Origin of the sequence: Actinophytocola oryzae, from assembly GCF_004364325.1 — a bacterium.
GTDB lineage: Bacteria > Actinomycetota > Actinomycetes > Mycobacteriales > Pseudonocardiaceae > Actinophytocola > Actinophytocola oryzae.
The window spans coordinates 1-18,112 of sequence record NZ_SOCP01000024.1 but is presented as its reverse complement, the minus strand read 5'-3'; the positions used below and the strand labels follow the sequence as shown (position 1 = coordinate 18,112).

Annotated in this window: 17 protein-coding genes; 8 read left to right on the top strand and 9 right to left on the bottom strand. The window is 70.7% G+C overall.

Going from position 1 to position 18,112, the window contains the following annotated elements:
- Positions 1-74: 74 nt before the first annotated feature.
- The 3 genes from CLV71_RS41500 to CLV71_RS41490 all read left to right on the top strand — a co-directional run bounded on the left by CLV71_RS41500 (position 75) and on the right by CLV71_RS41490 (position 3,194).
- Positions 75-932, top strand: coding sequence for a lysozyme (locus CLV71_RS41500; protein WP_133908587.1), 858 nt, complete (start codon positions 75-77; stop codon positions 930-932).
- 166 nt (positions 933-1,098) lie between these two features.
- Positions 1,099-2,133, top strand: a complete 1,035-nt coding sequence (locus tag CLV71_RS41495) for a hypothetical protein (RefSeq protein WP_133908451.1) — start codon at positions 1,099-1,101, stop codon at positions 2,131-2,133.
- A gap of 17 nt (positions 2,134-2,150) precedes the next feature.
- On the top strand, positions 2,151-3,194 hold the full coding sequence (locus CLV71_RS41490; protein ID WP_133908450.1) for a pentapeptide repeat-containing protein: 1,044 nt from the start codon (positions 2,151-2,153) through the stop codon (positions 3,192-3,194).
- Here the strand turns inward: CLV71_RS41490 and purL are convergent.
- The 4 genes from purL to CLV71_RS41470 are packed head-to-tail and all read right to left on the bottom strand — an operon-like array spanning position 3,191 to position 7,260.
- Positions 3,191-5,449: a phosphoribosylformylglycinamidine synthase subunit PurL gene (purL, locus tag CLV71_RS41485; protein ID WP_133908449.1), complete on the bottom strand. Its 2,259-nt coding sequence runs from the start codon at positions 5,447-5,449 to the stop codon at positions 3,191-3,193. The two genes, CLV71_RS41490 and purL, sit on opposite strands and share 4 nt — an antisense overlap.
- Complete coding sequence (purQ, locus tag CLV71_RS41480) at positions 5,446-6,117, bottom strand: phosphoribosylformylglycinamidine synthase subunit PurQ (RefSeq protein WP_133908448.1); 672 nt, start codon at positions 6,115-6,117, stop codon at positions 5,446-5,448. Before purQ ends, purL begins: the two co-directional genes overlap by 4 nt.
- Positions 6,114-6,350: a phosphoribosylformylglycinamidine synthase subunit PurS gene (gene purS, locus CLV71_RS41475; protein ID WP_133908447.1), complete on the bottom strand. Its 237-nt coding sequence runs from the start codon at positions 6,348-6,350 to the stop codon at positions 6,114-6,116. Before purS ends, purQ begins: the two co-directional genes overlap by 4 nt.
- Positions 6,351-6,393: 43 nt before the next feature.
- Positions 6,394-7,260, bottom strand: a complete 867-nt coding sequence (locus CLV71_RS41470) for a helix-turn-helix transcriptional regulator (RefSeq protein ID WP_133908446.1) — start codon at positions 7,258-7,260, stop codon at positions 6,394-6,396.
- 128 nt (positions 7,261-7,388) lie between these two features.
- Here CLV71_RS41470 and CLV71_RS41465 point away from each other — a divergent pair, with 128 nt between their 5' ends.
- From CLV71_RS41465 to CLV71_RS41455, 3 genes are all read left to right on the top strand, one after another.
- On the top strand, positions 7,389-8,303 hold the full coding sequence (locus tag CLV71_RS41465) for an SMP-30/gluconolactonase/LRE family protein (protein ID WP_133908445.1): 915 nt from the start codon (positions 7,389-7,391) through the stop codon (positions 8,301-8,303).
- Between the two features lie 69 nt (positions 8,304-8,372).
- Positions 8,373-9,380 (top strand): Rossmann-fold NAD(P)-binding domain-containing protein, encoded by a 1,008-nt coding sequence (locus tag CLV71_RS41460; protein WP_133908444.1) that lies wholly within the window; start codon positions 8,373-8,375, stop codon positions 9,378-9,380.
- A 21-nt stretch (positions 9,381-9,401) separates the two neighbouring features.
- On the top strand, positions 9,402-10,955 hold the full coding sequence (locus CLV71_RS41455) for a GMC family oxidoreductase (RefSeq protein WP_133908443.1): 1,554 nt from the start codon (positions 9,402-9,404) through the stop codon (positions 10,953-10,955).
- Between the two features lie 107 nt (positions 10,956-11,062).
- On the opposite strand, the gene CLV71_RS41450 is transcribed toward CLV71_RS41455, so the two are convergent.
- On the bottom strand, positions 11,063-11,704 hold the full coding sequence (locus tag CLV71_RS41450; RefSeq protein WP_133908442.1) for an MBL fold metallo-hydrolase: 642 nt from the start codon (positions 11,702-11,704) through the stop codon (positions 11,063-11,065).
- A 75-nt stretch (positions 11,705-11,779) separates the two neighbouring features.
- Here CLV71_RS41450 and CLV71_RS41445 point away from each other — a divergent pair, with 75 nt between their 5' ends.
- Positions 11,780-13,267: an aldehyde dehydrogenase family protein gene (locus CLV71_RS41445; protein ID WP_133908441.1), complete on the top strand. Its 1,488-nt coding sequence runs from the start codon at positions 11,780-11,782 to the stop codon at positions 13,265-13,267.
- A gap of 3 nt (positions 13,268-13,270) precedes the next feature.
- Here CLV71_RS41445 and CLV71_RS41440 read toward each other — a convergent pair whose 3' ends face one another.
- Complete coding sequence (locus tag CLV71_RS41440) at positions 13,271-13,990, bottom strand: DUF2334 domain-containing protein (RefSeq protein ID WP_243867307.1); 720 nt, start codon at positions 13,988-13,990, stop codon at positions 13,271-13,273.
- Positions 13,991-14,123: 133 nt separating this feature from the next.
- On the opposite strand from CLV71_RS41440, the gene CLV71_RS41435 reads away from it, so the two are divergent.
- Positions 14,124-14,933: an SAM hydrolase/SAM-dependent halogenase family protein gene (locus CLV71_RS41435; RefSeq protein WP_133908440.1), complete on the top strand. Its 810-nt coding sequence runs from the start codon at positions 14,124-14,126 to the stop codon at positions 14,931-14,933.
- 8 nt (positions 14,934-14,941) lie between these two features.
- Here the strand turns inward: CLV71_RS41435 and CLV71_RS41430 are convergent, their stop codons facing one another.
- From CLV71_RS41430 to CLV71_RS41420, 3 genes are read right to left on the bottom strand one after another with little or no spacing between them, the layout of a single operon-like run.
- A complete protein-coding gene (locus CLV71_RS41430) occupies positions 14,942-15,751 on the bottom strand; it encodes an MOSC domain-containing protein (RefSeq protein WP_133908439.1) in 810 nt (269 codons plus the stop codon).
- Positions 15,752-15,779: 28 nt separating this feature from the next.
- Positions 15,780-17,213: an adenylosuccinate lyase gene (purB, locus tag CLV71_RS41425; RefSeq protein ID WP_133908438.1), complete on the bottom strand. Its 1,434-nt coding sequence runs from the start codon at positions 17,211-17,213 to the stop codon at positions 15,780-15,782.
- A gap of 10 nt (positions 17,214-17,223) precedes the next feature.
- Positions 17,224-18,042, bottom strand: coding sequence for a hypothetical protein (locus CLV71_RS41420; protein WP_133908437.1), 819 nt, complete (start codon positions 18,040-18,042; stop codon positions 17,224-17,226).
- Positions 18,043-18,112 lie beyond the last annotated feature (70 nt).

Here is an 18,112-nt window from a genome sequence, read left to right as displayed (position 1 = left end):
AATCTGTATCTCGGCAGCTACAGCCCGTGTTGCGAGAAGCGAGGGCTATTCGGAAAGGGCATCCCATGAACAGTATGTGGCGTGGGAGACGACGGGGCCTCTTGGGCGCCACCGTCGTGGCGACCACCATGGTGTTGACCGCGGGGTTCGGCGGGCCTGCCTCGGCAGACCCGACCACACCCCCCGCCGGTGACCAGGCCGCGATCGACGCGTACGTACAGAAGTACGACCACGAGATGGGTTCGCAGATCCGGAGACACGAGGGCACCGCCCAGATGCCCAGAGACGGGAGTCCACCGAGTCTCGGGGCCGAGGCCGCCGTCGAGGGCATCGACGTCAGCGGCCACCAGGGCAACGTGGACTGGCCAGGCCACTGGAACGCGGGCAGACGGTTCGTCTGGGTGAAGGCCACCGAGGGCACCGGCTACATCAACCCCTACTTCCCCCAGCAGTACACCGGCTCCTACGACCAGGGCTTCATCAGGGGCGCGTACCACTTCGCCCTGCCGGACCGCTCGTCCGGCGCCGCACAGGCGAACTACTTCTCCGACAACGGGGGCGGCTGGTCGGGCGACGGCAGGACGCTGCCCGGTGCCCTGGACGTGGAGTACAACCCGTACGGCGCGAGCTGCTACGGCCTGTCGCCTGCGGACATGACCGCGTGGATCAAGAGCTTCAGCGACACCTACAAGGCGCGGTGGAGCAAGTTCCCGGCCATCTACACCTCCACGAACTGGTGGAACCAGTGCGTCGGCTCGAGCTTCAGCACCACGAACCCGCTGTGGGTGGCGCGGTACGCGTCCTCGATCGGCGCGCTGCCGTTCGACTGGAGCGTCCACACCGTGTGGCAGTACAGCTCCTCACCGCTCGACCGGAACAGCTTCAACGGCTCCTACGACAGGCTCGTGGTGTTCGCGACGAACCACGACTGACCGCCCGGTCCGTCCTGTCCAGCCCCGGAGGGGGCCCTCGCTCCACCCCGGAGCGTGGGCCCCCTCCGTCCAATTAAGCTCCGCGTGAGTATCGCGTGAGTTCCGAGGGAACCGAACGTCCCCGCGACCACGTCGGACGGGCAGGACAGTGATCGGGGAGGGACTCATGACTTACCCACCGCAGGGACCGTACGGGCAGCAGCCCGATCCCTACGGGCAGCAGCAACCACAGCAGCCCCAGTACGGCGGCGGCTACCAGCAGCCGCAGCAACCACAGCAGCCGCAGTACGGCGCGGGTTACCAGCAGCAGCCCCCGTACGGCGGCTACGACCCCAATGTCCAGTACGGCGGCGGGTACAACCAGTACGGCGGGTTCGGCGGGGGGCCGCAGCCGCCGAAGAAGAACAAGGGCCCGATCATCGCGATCGTGTCCATCGTGGTCCTCGTCCTCGCGGGCGTCGGCATCACCGGGTTCGTCGCGCCCGGCTTCTTCCTGTCTGACGACAAGGGCGACAGCAACACGGCCGGTCCCGGCACGAGCGACAAGGAGAAGAGCAGCGGCGCCGACGCGTTCATCAACAAGCTCGTCGCGGCCGCCGACGACAAGGACCGGAGCACGCTCGAGGGCTACCAGTGCTCGAACGCGACGGAGAGCGTCAAGGGCGCGACCAAGGACATCGACGAGATCGACAGCGCCGAGCTGAAGGACACCCGCGAGAAGTCCGACGACGAGGTCGTGGCGACGCTGAACATCGTCGTCGACGGCGACGACGGCGACTACGACGCCACGGTCGTCAAGGACGGCGGCGACTGGTGCTGGAAGGACATCACGAGCGGGCCGGCCGACTCGGGCAGCTCGTCGACCGAGGAGACCTCCTCGTCGGCGCCCGCTCCCGGCGGCGGCGCGACGGGTGACTCCGACGGCGAGAAGTTCGTCCAGTCGTTCCTCGACAAGCTGAACGCGGGCGACGGCGCGGGCGCCGCGGCGCTCTCCTGCTCGGACAGCACGAGCCAGGGCGACATCACGCAGGCCGCGACGCAGAGCCCGAAGCTGGAGATGGACCCGGCGGGCACGACGGCGGACTCGTCCTACGTCGGCGCCGACCTGAAGGGCACGCTCAACGGCGCCACGGCCTCCGGTCGCACGAGTGCGTTCGTCGAGGACGGCAAGTGGTGCATCTACACCTTCTTCGCCAGCTGAACTGAGAGGTGCCGCCGGTGGCCACCACGCTCATCGTGCTCGGAGTCGTGGCGGCCGTCGGCGGCATCGTCGTCTTCGCGCTGTCGTCGCGCCTGGTCGCGACGATGCTGCTGGCGTTCGGCGCGCTCGCGGGCGTGACGGGCTGGCTGCTACCGGTCGCGTCCCGCGCGGACGCGCTGAAGACGGGTGGACTCGCCGCCGGCTCCGTGGTGGCCCTCTACGCGCTGTGGCTCAACGACCGGCGCCGCCGCGTCGACGAGGAACGCCAGCTGCTCGAGCACGAGCGCCAGGAGCTGGAGACCGCGAGGGCGACCCACGACCGCGAACGGGCGGCGGACGAACGCTTCCTGCGTGCGGTCGAGCTGCTCGGCCACGAGACGGACCAGGTGCGCGTCGGTGCCATGCACGCGCTGGCCGGTCTGGCCCGCAGCCGCCCGTCCTACACACAGGACGTGCTCGACGTCATCTGCTCGTACCTGCGCCGCCCGTTCGAGCACCCGGAGTACCACCAGGCCAGGGCCGCCACCGACGACTACGCCGGCGAGCCGGAGGCGATGGCCGACCGCTGGCGGGTGGTCCGCATGACGGCCCAGCGGCTGCTCGCCGACCTGCTCCCGCGCGTCGGCGACCCGGACGCCCACGCCTACGACCTGGACCTGACGGGCGCGACCCTCGAGTACTGCGATCTCTCGTACCGCGTGATCGGACAGCTGCGGGCGCGGGCGCTCAAGCTGTACCGGTCGAACTCGTTCCACCACTGCGAGGTCCGGGGGCCGACCTGGTTCACGAACACCGAGAGCTGGGGCCGCCTGTGGCTCCACCACATGGAGTTCAGTGACGGCGCGTGGTTCAAGCAGATGCGGGTTCACTCGATCGTGGACTTCGGCCACACGGTCTTCCACTCGGAGGTCAAGTTCGACGGCTCGACCTTCGAGGGCACGACCGGCTTCGCCGACACCCGCTTCGACGGGATCGTCGACTTCTCGACCCTGACCCTCACGGGCCCGGTCACTCCACCTCCCGGCTGGCAGGTGGAGGACCAGGGCCTCGTGCGGGTCTAGCCGAACAGCGCGGGGAGGGTGGCCTCCCAGACCTCGCGCAGCTCGTCGAGCGCCAGCTCACCCACGCCCTCGATGCGCAGGCTTGCCGTGTCCGCAGCCAGGCCGACGCGCTGCCACGGCAGTCCGGCCTCGTCGCAGCGGGCGGTGAGCTCGTCCGGGTGCCGGACCGAGACGAGGACGCGTGCCGACGACTCGCTGAACAGTGCCACGAACGGGTCACCGGTCAGCTCGACGTCGCAGCCTCGGCCGGACAACAGCGACGCCTCGACCAGCGCCTGCGCCAGCCCACCCTCGGACAGGTCGTGTGCGGCGGACACGCCGCCGCCACGCAGCACGGCCGCGATGGCCTGCTCGCGGGCCAGGTCGACCGAGGGCGGACGACCGCCGAGGTGGCCGTGGACCACGTGCGCCCACTCGGAACCACCCAGCTCGTCGCGGGTCTCGCCGAGCAGCACCAGCGTGTCGCCCTCGGCACCGAGCCCCGTGGGGATCCGCGCGGCCACGTCGTCGATCACGCCGAGCACACCGACCACCGGGGTCGGCAGGATGGCCGTCGTGCCGGTCTGGTTGTAGAAGCTCACGTTCCCGCCGGTCACCGGGATGCCCAGCGCCACGCAGCCGTCCGCGAGGCCGCGCACGGCCTGCTGGAACTGCCACATCACGCCCGGGTCCTCCGGCGAGCCGAAGTTGAGGCAGTTGGTCACCGCGACCGGCCGCGCACCCGACACCGCGACGTTGCGGTACGCCTCGGCGAGCGCGAGCTGCGCACCCGTGTACGGGTCGAGGTACACGTACCGGCCGTTGCAGTCACAGGACATCGCGACGCCGCGGCCCGTGGCCTCGTCGATGCGGATCATGCCCGAGTCGGACGGCTGCGCCAGCACGGTCCCACCGCGGACGTACCGGTCGTACTGCTCGGTCACCCACCGCCGCGACGAGAGGTTCGGCGAACCGGCCATGCGCAGGATCTCCGCCCGCAGGTCGTCCGAAGTGGACGGACGGGCAAGTCCGTCGGGGAGGTCGGCGATCACCTCGTCCTGGAAGGAAGGCCGCTCGACGGGCCGCTCGTAGACGGGCCCCTCGTGCGCGACCGTGCGCGGCGGCACGTCGACCACCGTCTCGCCGTGCCACGTGATCACCAGGTGGTCCCCGTCGGTGACCTCGCCGATCTCCGTCGCGATGACGTCCCACTTGCGGCACACCCGCATGAACGCGTCGACGTCGGCAGGCCGGACGACCGCGCACATGCGTTCCTGCGACTCGGAAGACAGGATCTCCGCAGGCGTCATTCCCTTGGCACGCAACGGAACCCGCTCCAGCCACACGTGCATGCCGCCGTCACCGGCCGAGGCCAGCTCCGAGGTCGCGCACGAGAGACCGGCGCCGCCGAGGTCCTGGATGCCGACGACGATGCCCTCCCGGAACAGCTCCAGGCAGCACTCGATCAGCACCTTCTCGGTGAACGGGTCGCCGACCTGCACGCTCGGCAGCTTCCTGCGCTTGCCGCCGCCCTCGTCGCCGGCGAACGTGTCCGAGGCCAGCACGGACACGCCGCCAATGCCGTCGAGACCGGTCCGCGCGCCGAAGAGGATGACCTTGTTGCCGGTGCCGGAGGCGTGCGCGAGGTGCAGGTCCTCGACCCGCATCGCGCCGACGCACAGCGCGTTGACCAGCGGGTTGCCCTGGTAGGTCGGGTCGAACACGACCTCGCCGCCGATGTTGGGCAGACCGAGGCAGTTGCCGTACCCGCCGACGCCCGCGACCACGCCGGGCAGCACGCGCCGCGTGTCGGGTGCGTCGGCCGCACCGAACCGCAGCGGGTCCATCACCGCGAGGGGCCGCGCGCCCATGGCGAGGATGTCGCGGACGATCCCCCCGACACCGGTCGCCGCACCCTGGTACGGCTCCACATAGGACGGGTGGTTGTGCGACTCGACCTTGAACGTCACCGCCCAGCCGTCGCCGATGTCCACCACACCCGCGTTCTCGCCGATGCCTGCGAGCATGGTCGAGCGCATCTCGTCGGTCGTGGTCTCACCGAAGTAGCTGAGGTGCACCTTCGAGGACTTGTACGAGCAGTGCTCCGACCACATGACCGAGTACATGGCCAGCTCGGCGTCGGTCGGCCTGCGGCCGAGGATCTCGCGGACCCTGGCGTACTCGTCGTCCTTGAGGCCCAGCTCGCGGTAGGGCTGTGTGGTCTCCGGCGTCGCCTCGGCGTACTCGACCGAGTCGACGTGCGCGGTCGTCGTCATGCCGCCACCGCCTTCAGCGCGGAGCTGAACATCGCGAGCCCGTCGGCGCCCGGCCCGGTGAGCGGGTCGATCGCGTGCTCGGGATGCGGCATGAGGCCGACGATGCGGCCGTCCGCCGAGGAGATCCCCGCGATCTCGCCGAGGGAGCCGTTGGGGTTGACATCCAGGTACCGGAAGACCACCCGCCCCTCACCCTCCAGCTCGTCCACAGTGGACTTGGCGGCGGCGTAACGCCCGTCCATGTTCTTGACGGGGATGACGATCTCCTGCCCGGCCGTGTACCCGGCGGTCCACGCGGTGTCGGTGCGCTCGACGCGCAGGCGCTGGTCGCGGCACACGAAGTGCAGGCCCGCGTTGCGCAGCAGCGCGCCGGGCAGCAGGCCGGCCTCGCACAGGATCTGGAACCCGTTGCAGATGCCGAGCACCGGCATGCCGCGGTGCGCGGCACCGACCACCTCGTCCATCACGGGCGCGAACCGGGCGATGGCACCGGCACGCAGGTAGTCGCCGTAGGAGAACCCGCCGGGCACGACGACCGCGTCGACACCACGCAGGTCGGCGTCCTTGTGCCACAGCGAGACGGGCTCGCCGCCCGCGTGACGCACGGCACGTGCCGCGTCGGTGTCGTCCAGCGTGCCGGGGAAGGTGACCACCCCGACCCGGGTCACGAGAGCCTCCGCACGACGAAGTCCTCGACGACCGGGTTCGACAGGAACCCCTCGGCGATCCTGGCGAGTGTCTCGTCGTCGACGCCGTCGTCGATCTCGAGCTCGAAGTGCTTGCCCTGGCGGACATCGGTGATCCCGGTGAATCCCAGCCGGGGTAGAGCGTTGGCCACGGCCTGACCCTGGGGGTCGAGGATCTCGGGCTTGGGCATGACGTCGACGACGACTCGGGCCACGACAGGCTGCTCCTGGGTCAATGGTCTTTGTATCGACCGCAGACTACCTGCTGAGCTGGGCGTTCATCCGGTCGACCGAGCCGGCCTGCGCCGTCCACGAGGCAAGGAGACGCAAGGCCTCCTCGTCCGGGCTACCAGGGTCGGCCACCTGCGCGACGAACGACACATCGGGTGCGTCCGGCGTGCTGAAAGCCTCGTACCGGAGGTAGAACTCGCCCACGATCGGGTGTCGGTAGCGGTGCCCGCCGCGGATCTTCTCCCGTACCGGGTGGGTCGCCCAGAGCCGCGCGAAGTCGGGGCTGCGCATGGTCAGCTCCCCGATGAGCGTGGCGAGGCTCTCATCGTTCGGGGTCCGGCTGGACTCCATCCGCAGCTGCGAGACGAGGTCGCGGGCCTTGCACTCCCACTCGACGAACCGCGACGCGACCTCCTCGTCGAGGAAGACGAGCCGCGGCATGTTGCGTTCCTCGGGCGGCAGCTCGCCGAAGTCGACGATCAGGGCCGCGGCCAACGGGTTCCAGGCCAGGACGTCGCCACGCTTGGTGTAGATCGCGGCAGGCACGGTCGTGTTGTCCAGGAGCGTCTGGAGGGTGGTCCGCACCGCCGACGACCCGGCAGGCGCGCTCCTGCGCTGCGGCCGGGCGAGGTTGTGCAGGTAGCGCCGCTCGGCCGTGTCGAGCCCGAGTGCGGAGGCGACCGCGTCCACGATCTCGGCCGACGGGTTCCTGAGTCGTCCCTGCTCGAGTCGCACGTAGTAGTCGACGGACAGGGCAGCGGCCTGCGCGAGTTCCTCCCGGCGTAGCCCGGGCACCCGGCGGCGCCCACCCAGTGGGGTGAGACCGAGGTCCTCGGGTTGCCGTCGGGCGCGCCGGGACCGGAGGAAGTCACCCAGCTCCGACCGTCGATCCATGGCTTCGAGTATGCCTGTGATCGCGTGCCCCCAGCCTGGGGTTGACAGACCCATGGTTACGCGGACGACTGGGTAGGCCCCTCGTTCGCGGACAGCATTCGTCTCGTCCCTCACGACGAAGGAGAGAGATGCGTTCGCTACTCATCACGGCCGCGCTGGTGGCCGGTCTGGTCGGCGCCGCGCCGGCCGAGGCGACCACGCACGGCCTGCCGCCCGTACTGACCGTGGCGGCGGAGAACCTGTTCCCGGAGGGGGTGGCGTGGGACCCGACGAGGCAGTCGCTGCTGGTGGGCTCGTTCACGCAACCCGGCCTGATCTCGGCGGTGGGCCGCGACGGGGTGCGGAGGACGGTGGTGTCCGAGCCGGACCTGCCGGGCTTCGTCGGCCTGAAGGTGGATGCCGCCAGGCACCGGATCGTGGCCACGAGCGGCAGCCCGTTCGCACCCGGTACGAGCTTCCTGGCCACGTACGACCTGCGCACCGGTGTGCGTGAACAGCTGGTCGACCTGTCCGGCGACGGCCACGCGGTGAACGACGTGGTCCTGGACCCGGCAGGCAACGCGTACGTGACCGACACCGGCGCTGGCGCGGTCTACGAGGTCTCCCTGTCCGGGAACGTGACCACACTGGTGAGCGATCGTCGGTTGACGCCGTCACCCGGCGCGAACGGGATCGTGTGGCACCCGGGTGGCTACCTGGTGGTGGGCAACTACACGACAGGCAAGCTGTACCGCCTGTCGCGTGGGCGCCTGACCGAGCTGGCCGCGCCGCCGCTGGTGGGCGCGGATGGCCTGGCACTGCGTCCGGACGGCACGCTCGTCGTGGTGACCAACACGCTGAGCCGGCTTCCGGGCAGCGCTACCGCGGTGCACGAACTGCGGTTGGTGGGCAACAGGGCAGTGCCGGTGCGGACGAAGCCGCTGCCGGATCCAGCCCCCACCACGGCGGCGGTGACGCCGTACGGCACGTACGTGGTCGACGGCCGCATAGACAGGTTCATCGCGGGTGAGACGGTGACGGACTTCGTCCTCCGTCGCGTCTGATCTGGGGAGATCGTTCGCCCAGCGCGAGAATCGTGGCGGTCCTGGTCGATCGCGGGCCAGGGTGGGCCCATGAGCCTTCTTGTGCTGGGTGGAACGATCTTCGTCGGGTATGCCGTCGCCGCCGAGGCCGTGCGGCGCGGGCATGAGGTGGTGTGCGCCGCACGCGGCGAGTCCGGCGCCATCCCCGAGGGCACGACGCTCGTCCGTGTCGACCGGGACGCCGAGGACGGGCTCGCCCCGCTGGCGGGCGAGACCTTCGACGCCGTGGTCGACGTGTCGCCGCTGTCGCACCCCTGGGTGCGCCGGGCGCTCGACACCTTCGGCGGGACCGCCGCCCACTGGACCTTCGTGTCCACGATCAACGTCTACTCCGACCTGGTCACGACCGGCCAGACGCCGGCGACCGGGCCACTCGTCCCCGCACTCGAACGCCAGGTCACCCGCGAGGAGATGATGGCCGAGGGCGAGGCAGGCGTCGCGCTCTACGGCGGCATCAAGGTCGCGAGCGAGAACGCCGTGCGTGCCGCGATGGGTGACCGTGCGTTCGTGGTGCGCCCCGGCCTCATCACCGGGTCGTGGGACCGCAGTGACCGGTTCGGTTACTGGCCGGGGCGGTTCGCACGCGGCGGCCGTGTCGTCGTGCCCGCCGCGGACGGACCCATGCAGATCATCGACGTCAGGGACTTCGCGAGCTGGATCGTCGACGCCGGGGAGAAGGGCATCGGCGGCACCTACGACGCGTCCGGCCCGATCCGGCCGGTGCGCGCCATGATCGAGGAGATCGCCGAGGTCGTCGGCTTCGACGGCGAGCTGGTCGCGGCGTCGAACGAGCAGCTGGAGGCCGCGGGCGTCAACCCGTGGGCCGGGCCGCGCTCCCTGCCGCTGTGGCTGCCGGAAGGCCACGACGGCATGAAGACCCACGACCCCGCGCCCTCGCTGGCGGCGGGCATGCCCGTGCGGCCCTTCGCCGACGTGGTCAACGACGCACTCGAGCGCGAGCGCGAGCTGGGCCTCGACCGCGAGCGCAAGGCGGGTCTCTCGCTCGCCGAGGAGAAAGAGGTTCTCGCCAAGCTGTAGCCGGGGTGGCACCCTCGGGGGATGGCCGAGAGCTTCGACTACGTCGTCATCGGTGCCGGCAGCGCGGGCTGCGTGCTGGCGAACCGGCTGAGCGAGGACGAGTCGGCCCGGGTGCTGCTGCTGGAGGCGGGCGGCGAGGACGACGCCGACGAGATCCACATCCCGGCCGCCTTCTCCACGCTGTTCAAGACCCGCCACGACTGGAACTACGAGACGGTCGAGCAGAAGCACCTCGGCGACCGCCGCACGTACTGGCCGAGGGCGAAGGTGCTCGGCGGCTGCTCGTCGATGAACGCGATGATCTACATCCGGGGCAACCGCGCGGACTACGACGCGTGGCCGCAGGGCTGGTCGTACGACGAGGTGCTGCCGTACTTCATCCGTTCGGAGGCCAACTCGCGCCTGGCGGGGCCACTGCACGGCACCGACGGCCCGCTGCACGTGGAGGACCGCCGGTACACCCACCCGCTGTCGCAGGCGTGGGTGGACTCGGCGGTCACGTGGGGCATGAAACCGAACGACGACTTCAACGGCGTCACCCAGGAGGGCGCGGGCCTCTACCAGGTGACGTGCAGGCGCGGCAGGCGCTGGTCGACCGCGGACGCCTACCTCCGGCCCGCGCTCCGCCGCTCGAACCTGACCGTCCGGACGTCCGCGCTGGTCAACCGCATCCTGTTCGACGGAACCCGCGCTTCGGGGGTCGCCTACTCGCGGGGCGGCGCCGACCACGAGGTCGGCGCGACCGAGGTCCTGCTGTGCGGCGGCGCCATCAACTCGCCGCAGATCCTCATGCTGTCCGGTGTCGGCCCGGCGAACCACCTGCGCTCGCTCGACATCGACGTGGTCGCGCACCTGCCCGGCGTCGGCGAGAACCTGCACGACCACCCGGCCGCGCCGCTGCTCTGGCGCACCAGGGACACCACCGACCTCGTGTCGGTACTGACGCCGTCGCGGCTGCTCCGCTGGCAGGCGACCGGGCGCGGCCCGTTCGCGTCGAACATCGGCGAGTCCGGCGGGTTCTTCCACACCCGCGACGGCCTGGCAGGCCCGGACATGCAGGTCCACGTCGCGCCGAGCCTGTTCTACGACAACGGCATGCGTGAGCCGACGGCCGCGGGCTTCACGGCGGGCGCGACGCTGGTGGACGTGCAGTCGCGCGGCAGGGTCCTGCTGCGCTCGGCGGACCCGCGCTGGCGCCCGGAGATCGACCCCGCGTACTTCTCGGCGCCAGAGGACCTCGACGCGATGGTGTCGGCCCTGCACACGCTCCAGGAGATCGCGGCGGTCGGACCACTCGCGAAGTACCTGACCGAGCTGTTCCTGCCGGCCGCGGACATGGTCGAGCACGCTCGGGCACACACGCAGACGCTGTATCACCCGGTCGGGACGTGCGCGATGGGCGAAGGGGAACTCAGCGTGGTCGATCCGACGTTGAAGGTGCACGGGGTCGACGGTCTGCGAGTCGTGGACGCGTCGGTCATGCCGACGGTCCCCCGGGGCAACACCAACGCCCCGACGATCATGGTCGCGGAGAGGACCGCCGACCTGGTCAGGGGCCGAGCCCTGCTCCGCTGAGAACTGATGTTCGATTCATCCACAGGTTTGTCCACACCTGTGGATGAACTCGTCCCGAACACGCGTTCGACCCATCCACAGAGTTGTCCACAAGTGTGGACAAACGGTCAGACCAGGGTCGGCACGTCCCGGGGCAGCGCCAGGAACTCCGGGTCGGCCGCCAGTCCGGTCACGAAGCTCTGCTGCACCTGGAAGCCGACCTCGGACAGCAGGGCCTCGTGGATCGGCACCGCGACCCTGGGCCTGACCGCACGCAGGAAGTCGACCGCCTCGCTGGTCTTCATCCACGGCGCGGCCATCGGCAGGCCGAGCACGTCGATCCGCTGTTCCGGCACGAACAACGCGTCGCCGGGGTGGTAGAAGGCGCCGTCGTCCACGATGTAGCCCGCGTTGGCAGGCGTCGGGGTGTCCTCGTGGATGGTCGCGTGCCTGCCGCCGACGACGGAGACCGAGGTGCCACCGAAGGTGAACGTGTCACCCGGCCGGGCGACCGACGTCGGGGTGAGACCGACCTTCTCCAGCTCCGGCACGCTGTCCTCGTCGACGACGAGCGCCGCGCCGGGGTTGGCCTCGACCAGGGCGGGCAGGCGGGACCCGTCCAGGTGGTCGAAGTGCTGGTGGGTGATCAGGATGGCGTCCAGCTCGCGGGCCGACTCGAAGCCGGTCGAGAACGCGCCAGGGTCGAAGAGCAGGCGCGCGGTGTCGGTCGACAGCAGCACGCAGGAATGGCCGTGATGAACGATCTGCACGGGCCCAGGCTAGTACCGGCAATCGCTACTGGCGGGTAGCGTGAGCGGCGGAACTCGCCACCAGGGAGGCCAGTGATGACCGCCGTCCAAGCGAAGCAGGACACGTTCGACTCGCTGAACCCGGCCACCGACGAGGTCGTCGGCACCTACCCCGTCAACTCGGACGAGGACGTGGCCTCGGCCGTGTCACGGGCTCGCGAGGCGGCGCTGTGGTGGGCGGGCCTCGGGTTCGCGGGCCGGGCCGAGCGGCTGCAGCGCTGGAAGGGTGTGATCACGCGCCGGGCCGCGCAGCTCGCGGAGGTCGTGCACGCCGAGACGGGCAAGCCGCACGCCGACGCCATGCTGGAGATCGTGCTGGCCATCGACCACACGGCGTGGGCGGCGAAGAACGCGGCCAAGGTGCTCGGCCGCAAGCGCAGGCCCGCCGGGATGCTGATGGCGAACCAGGCCGCGTCGGTCGAGTTCCAGCCGCTCGGCGTGGTCGGCGTGATCGGCCCGTGGAACTACCCGGTCTTCACCCCGATGGGCTCGATCGCGTACGCGCTGGCCGCGGGCAACGCCGTGGTGTTCAAGCCGAGCGAGTACACCCCGGGGGTGGGGCGCTGGCTGGTCGACAGCTTCGCGGAGGCCGTGCCGGAGCACCCGGTGTTCCAGCTGGTCACGGGCTACGGCCAGACGGGTGCGGCGCTGTGCCGGTCGGGTGTGGACAAGCTCGCGTTCACCGGCTCGCCCGCCACGGGCAAGAAGATCATGGCCGCGTGCGCCGAGACGCTGACCCCGGTCCTGATCGAGGCGGGCGGCAAGGACGCACTGCTGGTGGACGTCGACGCCGATCTCGACGAGGCGGCGGACGCGGCCGTGTGGGGCGGCATGTCGAACGCGGGTCAGACGTGTGTCGGCGTGGAGCGCGTGTACGTGCACGAGCGGGTGTACGACGACTTCGTGGCGAAGGTCGTGAAGATCGCCGGTGACGTCCGCGCGGGCGGCGACGCCGAGGCGCAGATCGGCCCGATCACCATGCCGGGCCAGTTGGCCGTCATCCGCAGGCATATCAAGGACGCCCTGGCCAGGGGCGGCAGGGCCCTGGTGGGCGGCGAGGACGCGGTGGGTGACCGCTTCGTGCAGCCGACCGTGTTGGTGGACGTCCCCGAGGACTCGGCCGCGGTGCGTGAGGAGACGTTCGGCCCGACGCTGACGATCGCGAAGGTCGCCGACATGGACGAGGCGGTCGAGAAGGCCAACGACTCGAAGTACGGGCTGGCGTCGACGGTCTTCTCGAAACGGCGGGGGATGGAGCTGGCCCGCAGGCTGCGGTCCGGCATGACCTCGGTCAACGGCGTGATCTCGTTCGCGGGCATCCCGTCGCTGCCGTTCGGCGGCATCGGCGAGTCGGGCTTCGGTCGGATCCACGGCCAGGAGGGCCTCAAGGAGTTCGCCAGGACGAAGGCCATAGCGAGGCAGCGTTTCCGCGCCCCGCTGGTGCTGACCACGTTCAACCGCTCGGCCAAGACCGACGCGACCGTGGCCAAGCTGATCACCCTGCTGCACGGCAAACGCCGCTGACCGTCACGCGGCGCGGGCGGTCCGGGGAGCCAGCAGCTCCGGGTAGGTGAGCGCGGTCGCGCCGTGGTGCAGGGCGATGTCCACCGCGTCCAGCAGGGCCTGACGCGGTCCCGACCTGGCGAGGTCGGCCGTGTCGACGGCCAGGCGGACGAGCTGGCCCCTGCGTGCCGCGCGGGCGGCACCCATCACCAGGGCGAAGCACCACCACGGCTCAGCTCGCTCGCCGACGCCGAAGCCCTGCACACGTCCTCTGTGGACGGTCTCGGTGCGGAGGTCGCGGATGCCCACCAGGTCCGCGCACAGCGTGAAACCCTTGTGGCGCAACGCCAGCATCGTGCCAGGCGACGCCACCCACCGGGGCGGGGCGAAGGCGGCCGAGGTCAGGTTCAGGCGTTCCATCGCGGTGGCGGACGCGGTCAGGCGGAGCTTCGCCTCGTAGGCGGGGAGGGAGGCGAACTCCGCGCGTCTGCGGATCGTGCGGGTCCGGGGATCTGCCGCGTGGTCGTAGCCGTGCTGCAGCAGGGCGTTGCCCGCTGCCTGCTGCTCACGGATCCAGTTCAGCACCACCGCCTGCTGGTCGACCCCGGCGATCCTGGGGGCGAACAACATCGACAGCGGCACACCACGGGCGGCCAGTTCCCTGCTCAGGTCGGCGCTGCGTTCCAGGGTCCATGCGTTGATGCCGGAGAGCGACACCATCAGTCGGGCGGACACGTCACCCATGACGACATGCGTTGGTGACACCGAGCCGACCTGTGGGTGACGTGTTGCCGAACTACGCCACGCTTTCACCCGGAATTCACGCCTGCCACCGACGAGGGACATTTTCCGGTCTGCCCGACCGTAGAGTTTGCCGATGAGCTACGACTGGATCTCGTTCACGACCGACTACGGGATCGATGACGGGTTCGTCGGCGTGTGTGAAGGGGTCGTCGCGCGGATCGCGCCGGGGCCTCGGGTCATCCACCTCAGCCACACGGTGCCGCCGCAGGACGTGCGACGCGGAGCCGCCGTGCTCGCACAGGCCGTCCCGTACCTGCCGCCCGCGGTGCACCTCGCGGTGGTGGACCCGGGGGTGGGGACCGACCGGCGGGGTCTCGTGCTCGTCGCGGCAGAAGGTGCGCTGGTCGGGCCGGACAACGGGTTGCTGGTGGCCGCGGCGGAGGCGCTCGGCGGCCTCCGGGCGGCCTACGAGCTGACCGAGCCCGCGTACCGCCTGCCGACGGTGTCCGCGACGTTCCACGGCCGGGACGTGTTCGCGCCTGCGGCCGCGCACCTCGCCGAGGGGGTCCCCGCCGCCAGGTTCGGCCCCGAAGTGGACCCGGCCACCCTGGTGCGGCTTCCGGAACCGTCGACGTCCGTGACGCAGGGCAGGCTCACGACCGAGATCCGGTACGTCGACACGTTCGGCAACCTCCAGCTGGCCGCGACGGGCGCCGACCTCGACGCGAGCGGCGCCGAGCCAGGCACGACGGCACACGCCAACCTCAACGGCCGTTCCGTGACGGCGACCGTCGGGCGCACCTTCGCCGACTCGACCGGCGACGGGCTGGTCATCTACGTCGACTCGGGCGCCAGGGTGGCACTGGCGGTGAACCGCGGCTCAGCGGCACGCGAGCTCGGCGGCAAGGTCGGCGACCAGGTAGTGCTCCTGTTCGCGAGGTGACGGCCGGATCACCCGACCACCAGCTCGTCACCCACCTGGATCTCGCCGGGCGCGGTCACCGCGACCTTGATGCCGAAGCTCACGCCGCCCTCGGGCTCCCGCCGGTAGTCGGCCAGCGTGCGGAGGGGTTCCGGGCCCGCCGAGTGCCCGGTCAGCTGGTCCACCATCGTGACCTTGCAGCGGATGTCCGGCTTGACCCAACGCAGGCGGGCCGTGCCGATGACGAAGTCCCGCAGCGAGTCCTCGGTGTAGGGGGTGTCCCAGCCCTCGATCACGATGTTCGACCGGAAGCGCGCCATCGGCACCGGGTCGGCGCCCTTCCGCCTGATCCTGGCGTTGAGGTCGTCCAGTGAGGACACCGACGTCAGGTGCAGTGGTGTCGAATCGGTGAACGTGACGACCCCGTGCCACTCGTCCACGGCGCGCTCGTGGTCCGGCGCCACCCGCACCAGCCGGACCGGCTCCCCCAGCAGGGTGCTCGCCCAGTCGGCGGCCTCGTCGCCCTGGTCGACCGCCTCGCCACGCCAGATGCGGTGGATCTCCACCTCCCGCCTCGGGCCCTCCTGGCGCACGTCCAGTACCAGGGCCGTCGTGTCCGGGGCGGACAGAGTCAGCTTGTCGGCGTCCGTCGACAGCTCCGGGTAGACGACCGACATCCCGGGAGTGGTGCGCTGGCTGCGGAACACGCCGTCCGACTCGCGGACGAACATGAACGAGCGGTCGTGCAGCACGCCCGTCGGCAGCACCCGCGCACGCGTCAGCGGCGAGCCTGCGCAGCCCTTCACCGGGTAGAGCATCAGGTCCGAGACAGTTGCCACGCACCCGAGGGTAACGGCCTCGCGGGGGTCAGAGGATCGCACCGGGGACGTACCTCGCCGCGTCCGGGAACCGCGCCACCACGTCCGACACCCGCTTCACCACGGCCGCGACCTGGGCACTCGCCACACCGGTGAACGGGAGTCGGTCGGCAAGCAGCGCGTCGAGCGCCGCGCGGTCCAGCGGGATCCGGGCGTCGGCGGCGAAGCGGTCCAGCAGGTCGTTGCGTTCCACGCCCTGCTCACGCATGGCCAGTGCCACCGCGACCGCGTGCTCCTTGATCGCCTCGTGGGCCGTCTCGCGGCCGATCCCCGCCTGCACCGACGCCATCAGGACCTTCGTCGTGGCGAGGAACGGGAGGTAGCGGTCCAGCTCCCGCGCGATCACGGCCGGGTAGGCGCCGAACGAGTCCAGCACGGTCAAGAACGTCTCGATCAGGCCGTCCAGCGCGAAGAACGCGTCGGGCAGCGCCACCCGGCGGACCACCGAGCACGACACGTCACCCTCGTTCCACTGGTCGCCCGCCAGCTCGCCGACCATCGACGCGTAACCGCGGAGGATCACCGCGAAGCCGTTGACGCGTTCACTCGACCGGGTGTTCATCTTGTGCGGCATGGCCGACGAGCCCACCTGGCCGGCACGGAAGCCCTCCGTCGCCAGCTCGTGGCCCACCATCAGGCGGATCGTCTTCGCCAGGCTCGACGGGGCGGCGGCCACCTGCACGAGCGCGGTCACCACGTCGTAGTCCAGCGACCGCGGGTACACCTGGCCGACGCTGTCGAAGACACGGGAGAACCCGAGGTAGCCCGCGATGGTCCGCTGCAGCGTGTCCAGCCTCGACTCGTCGCCGCCCAGCAGGTCCAGCATGTCCTGAGCGGTTCCGACCGGACCCTGGATGCCACGCAGCGGGTACCGGTCGACCAGGTCGTCCAGCCGGTCGAACGCCACCAGCAGCTCGTCGGCCGCCGAGGCGAACCGCTTGCCGAGTGTCGTGGCCTGCGCGGCCACGTTGTGCGAACGGCCCGCCATCACCAGCTCGCCGTGCTCGGCCGCCAACGCGGCCAGCCGCGCGAGCACCGCCACCACGCGGTCCCGGAGGTGCTCCAGCGACCTGCGGATCTGCAGCTGCTCGACGTTCTCCGTGAGGTCGCGGGAGGTCATGCCCTTGTGCACGTGCTCGTGCCCGGCGAGCGCGTTGAACTCCTCGATGCGGGCCTTGACGTCGTGCAGGGTCACCCGTTCGCGGGCCGCGATCGACGCCAGGTCGACCTGGTCGATCACCCGTTCGTAGTCGGCGACCACCCCGTCGGGGACGTCGATGCCCAGCTCGGCCTGCGCACGCAGCACGGCGAGCCACAGCCGCCGCTCCAGGACGATCTTGTGCTCCGGCGACCACAGCTCGGCGAGTGCCACCGAGGCGTAGCGGCCGGCGAGGACGTTGGGGATGGTGGGCTTGGACGTCACGCGACCAAGCCTAGAGTCCCAGCTCCGGGTCGGTCGCGAGCGCCGTCAGCTGGTCGATCGTGACGGGGGTGTCCGGCATGTACTTGGGCAGCGAGTTGCCGGTCATGTCGTAGTTGTAGGCGGCGACCTGCACCACGGCGCCGGACTTCCTGAAGTGGTAGACGGTCGTGATGACCTCCTCGCCGAGGTCCTCGGCCCTGACCACGAGCTGGCCGCCCTCACGCACGCCGCCCGGCTTGCAGTAGGTGTAGCCCGTCCCGCACACGGTGTCGGGGGACACCTGGGGAGCGCCGGGTGCCCAGACGGTGAGGAAGATCGAGTACCGGACGTCGTCGATGGTGAAGGTGACCGGCGCGTCGACGTAGTTCTGGCCGTCGTAGAAGTCGCCAGCGGCCTCCCCGCCGAACTGGCCGTACTCGAACTCAGACGCGTTGCCGATCGCCGCGGGCACGGCCGCGCGCAAGTGGGTGGCCATCTCCTGACTGCGTTCGCGCAGGTCGGCCTCGGAGTGGTCGACCGTCGAGACTTCCGAGGGCGGCCACTGCGTCGACGCCGTCGTGGACGGCCTCGCTGAGGTGCTCGTGGCGGGTGGCTGCTGTCCGACCTGCGTCGTACCGACACGGCCGAGCGCGACCGGGATCGCGACGGCCGCGACGACGACCGCCGCCGTCGCCAGGCCCGCCCCGACGAACGAGCGGCGCCGCTTGACCTGCGCCCGGGCGGTGGCGACCAGCGCGTCGGGGTCGAAGTCCAGTGCCGGCTCGTCCGCGACGGCGTCACGCAACCCGCCCCGCACGTCCTCCTCGCTGATAGGACTACCTTCGTTCATGGCCGGGACCTCCGGGGAACGCTTGCTTCGCTTGTCCTGCGAGGACTGTCATGAGACGGCGTCCCTGGAG

What these genes read in the sequence shown, in the direction of transcription:
- CLV71_RS41465 (WP_133908445.1), top strand. Translation starts at nt 7,389, where the DNA reads ATGCGTTCGCTACTCATCACGGCCGCGCTGGTGGCCGGTCTGGTCGGC.
- CLV71_RS41460 (WP_133908444.1), top strand. Translation starts at nt 8,373, where the DNA reads ATGAGCCTTCTTGTGCTGGGTGGAACGATCTTCGTCGGGTATGCCGTC.
- CLV71_RS41495 (WP_133908451.1), top strand. Translation starts at nt 1,099, where the DNA reads ATGACTTACCCACCGCAGGGACCGTACGGGCAGCAGCCCGATCCCTAC.
- CLV71_RS41445 (WP_133908441.1), top strand. Translation starts at nt 11,780, where the DNA reads ATGACCGCCGTCCAAGCGAAGCAGGACACGTTCGACTCGCTGAACCCG.
- CLV71_RS41470 (WP_133908446.1), bottom strand. Translation starts at nt 7,260, where the DNA reads ATGGATCGACGGTCGGAGCTGGGTGACTTCCTCCGGTCCCGGCGCGCC.
- CLV71_RS41455 (WP_133908443.1), top strand. Translation starts at nt 9,402, where the DNA reads ATGGCCGAGAGCTTCGACTACGTCGTCATCGGTGCCGGCAGCGCGGGC.
- CLV71_RS41440 (WP_243867307.1), bottom strand. Translation starts at nt 13,990, where the DNA reads ATGGGTGACGTGTCCGCCCGACTGATGGTGTCGCTCTCCGGCATCAAC.
- CLV71_RS41435 (WP_133908440.1), top strand. Translation starts at nt 14,124, where the DNA reads ATGAGCTACGACTGGATCTCGTTCACGACCGACTACGGGATCGATGAC.
- CLV71_RS41420 (WP_133908437.1), bottom strand. Translation starts at nt 18,042, where the DNA reads ATGAACGAAGGTAGTCCTATCAGCGAGGAGGACGTGCGGGGCGGGTTG.
- CLV71_RS41500 (WP_133908587.1), top strand. Translation starts at nt 75, where the DNA reads ATGTGGCGTGGGAGACGACGGGGCCTCTTGGGCGCCACCGTCGTGGCG.
- purL (WP_133908449.1), bottom strand. Translation starts at nt 5,449, where the DNA reads ATGACGACGACCGCGCACGTCGACTCGGTCGAGTACGCCGAGGCGACG.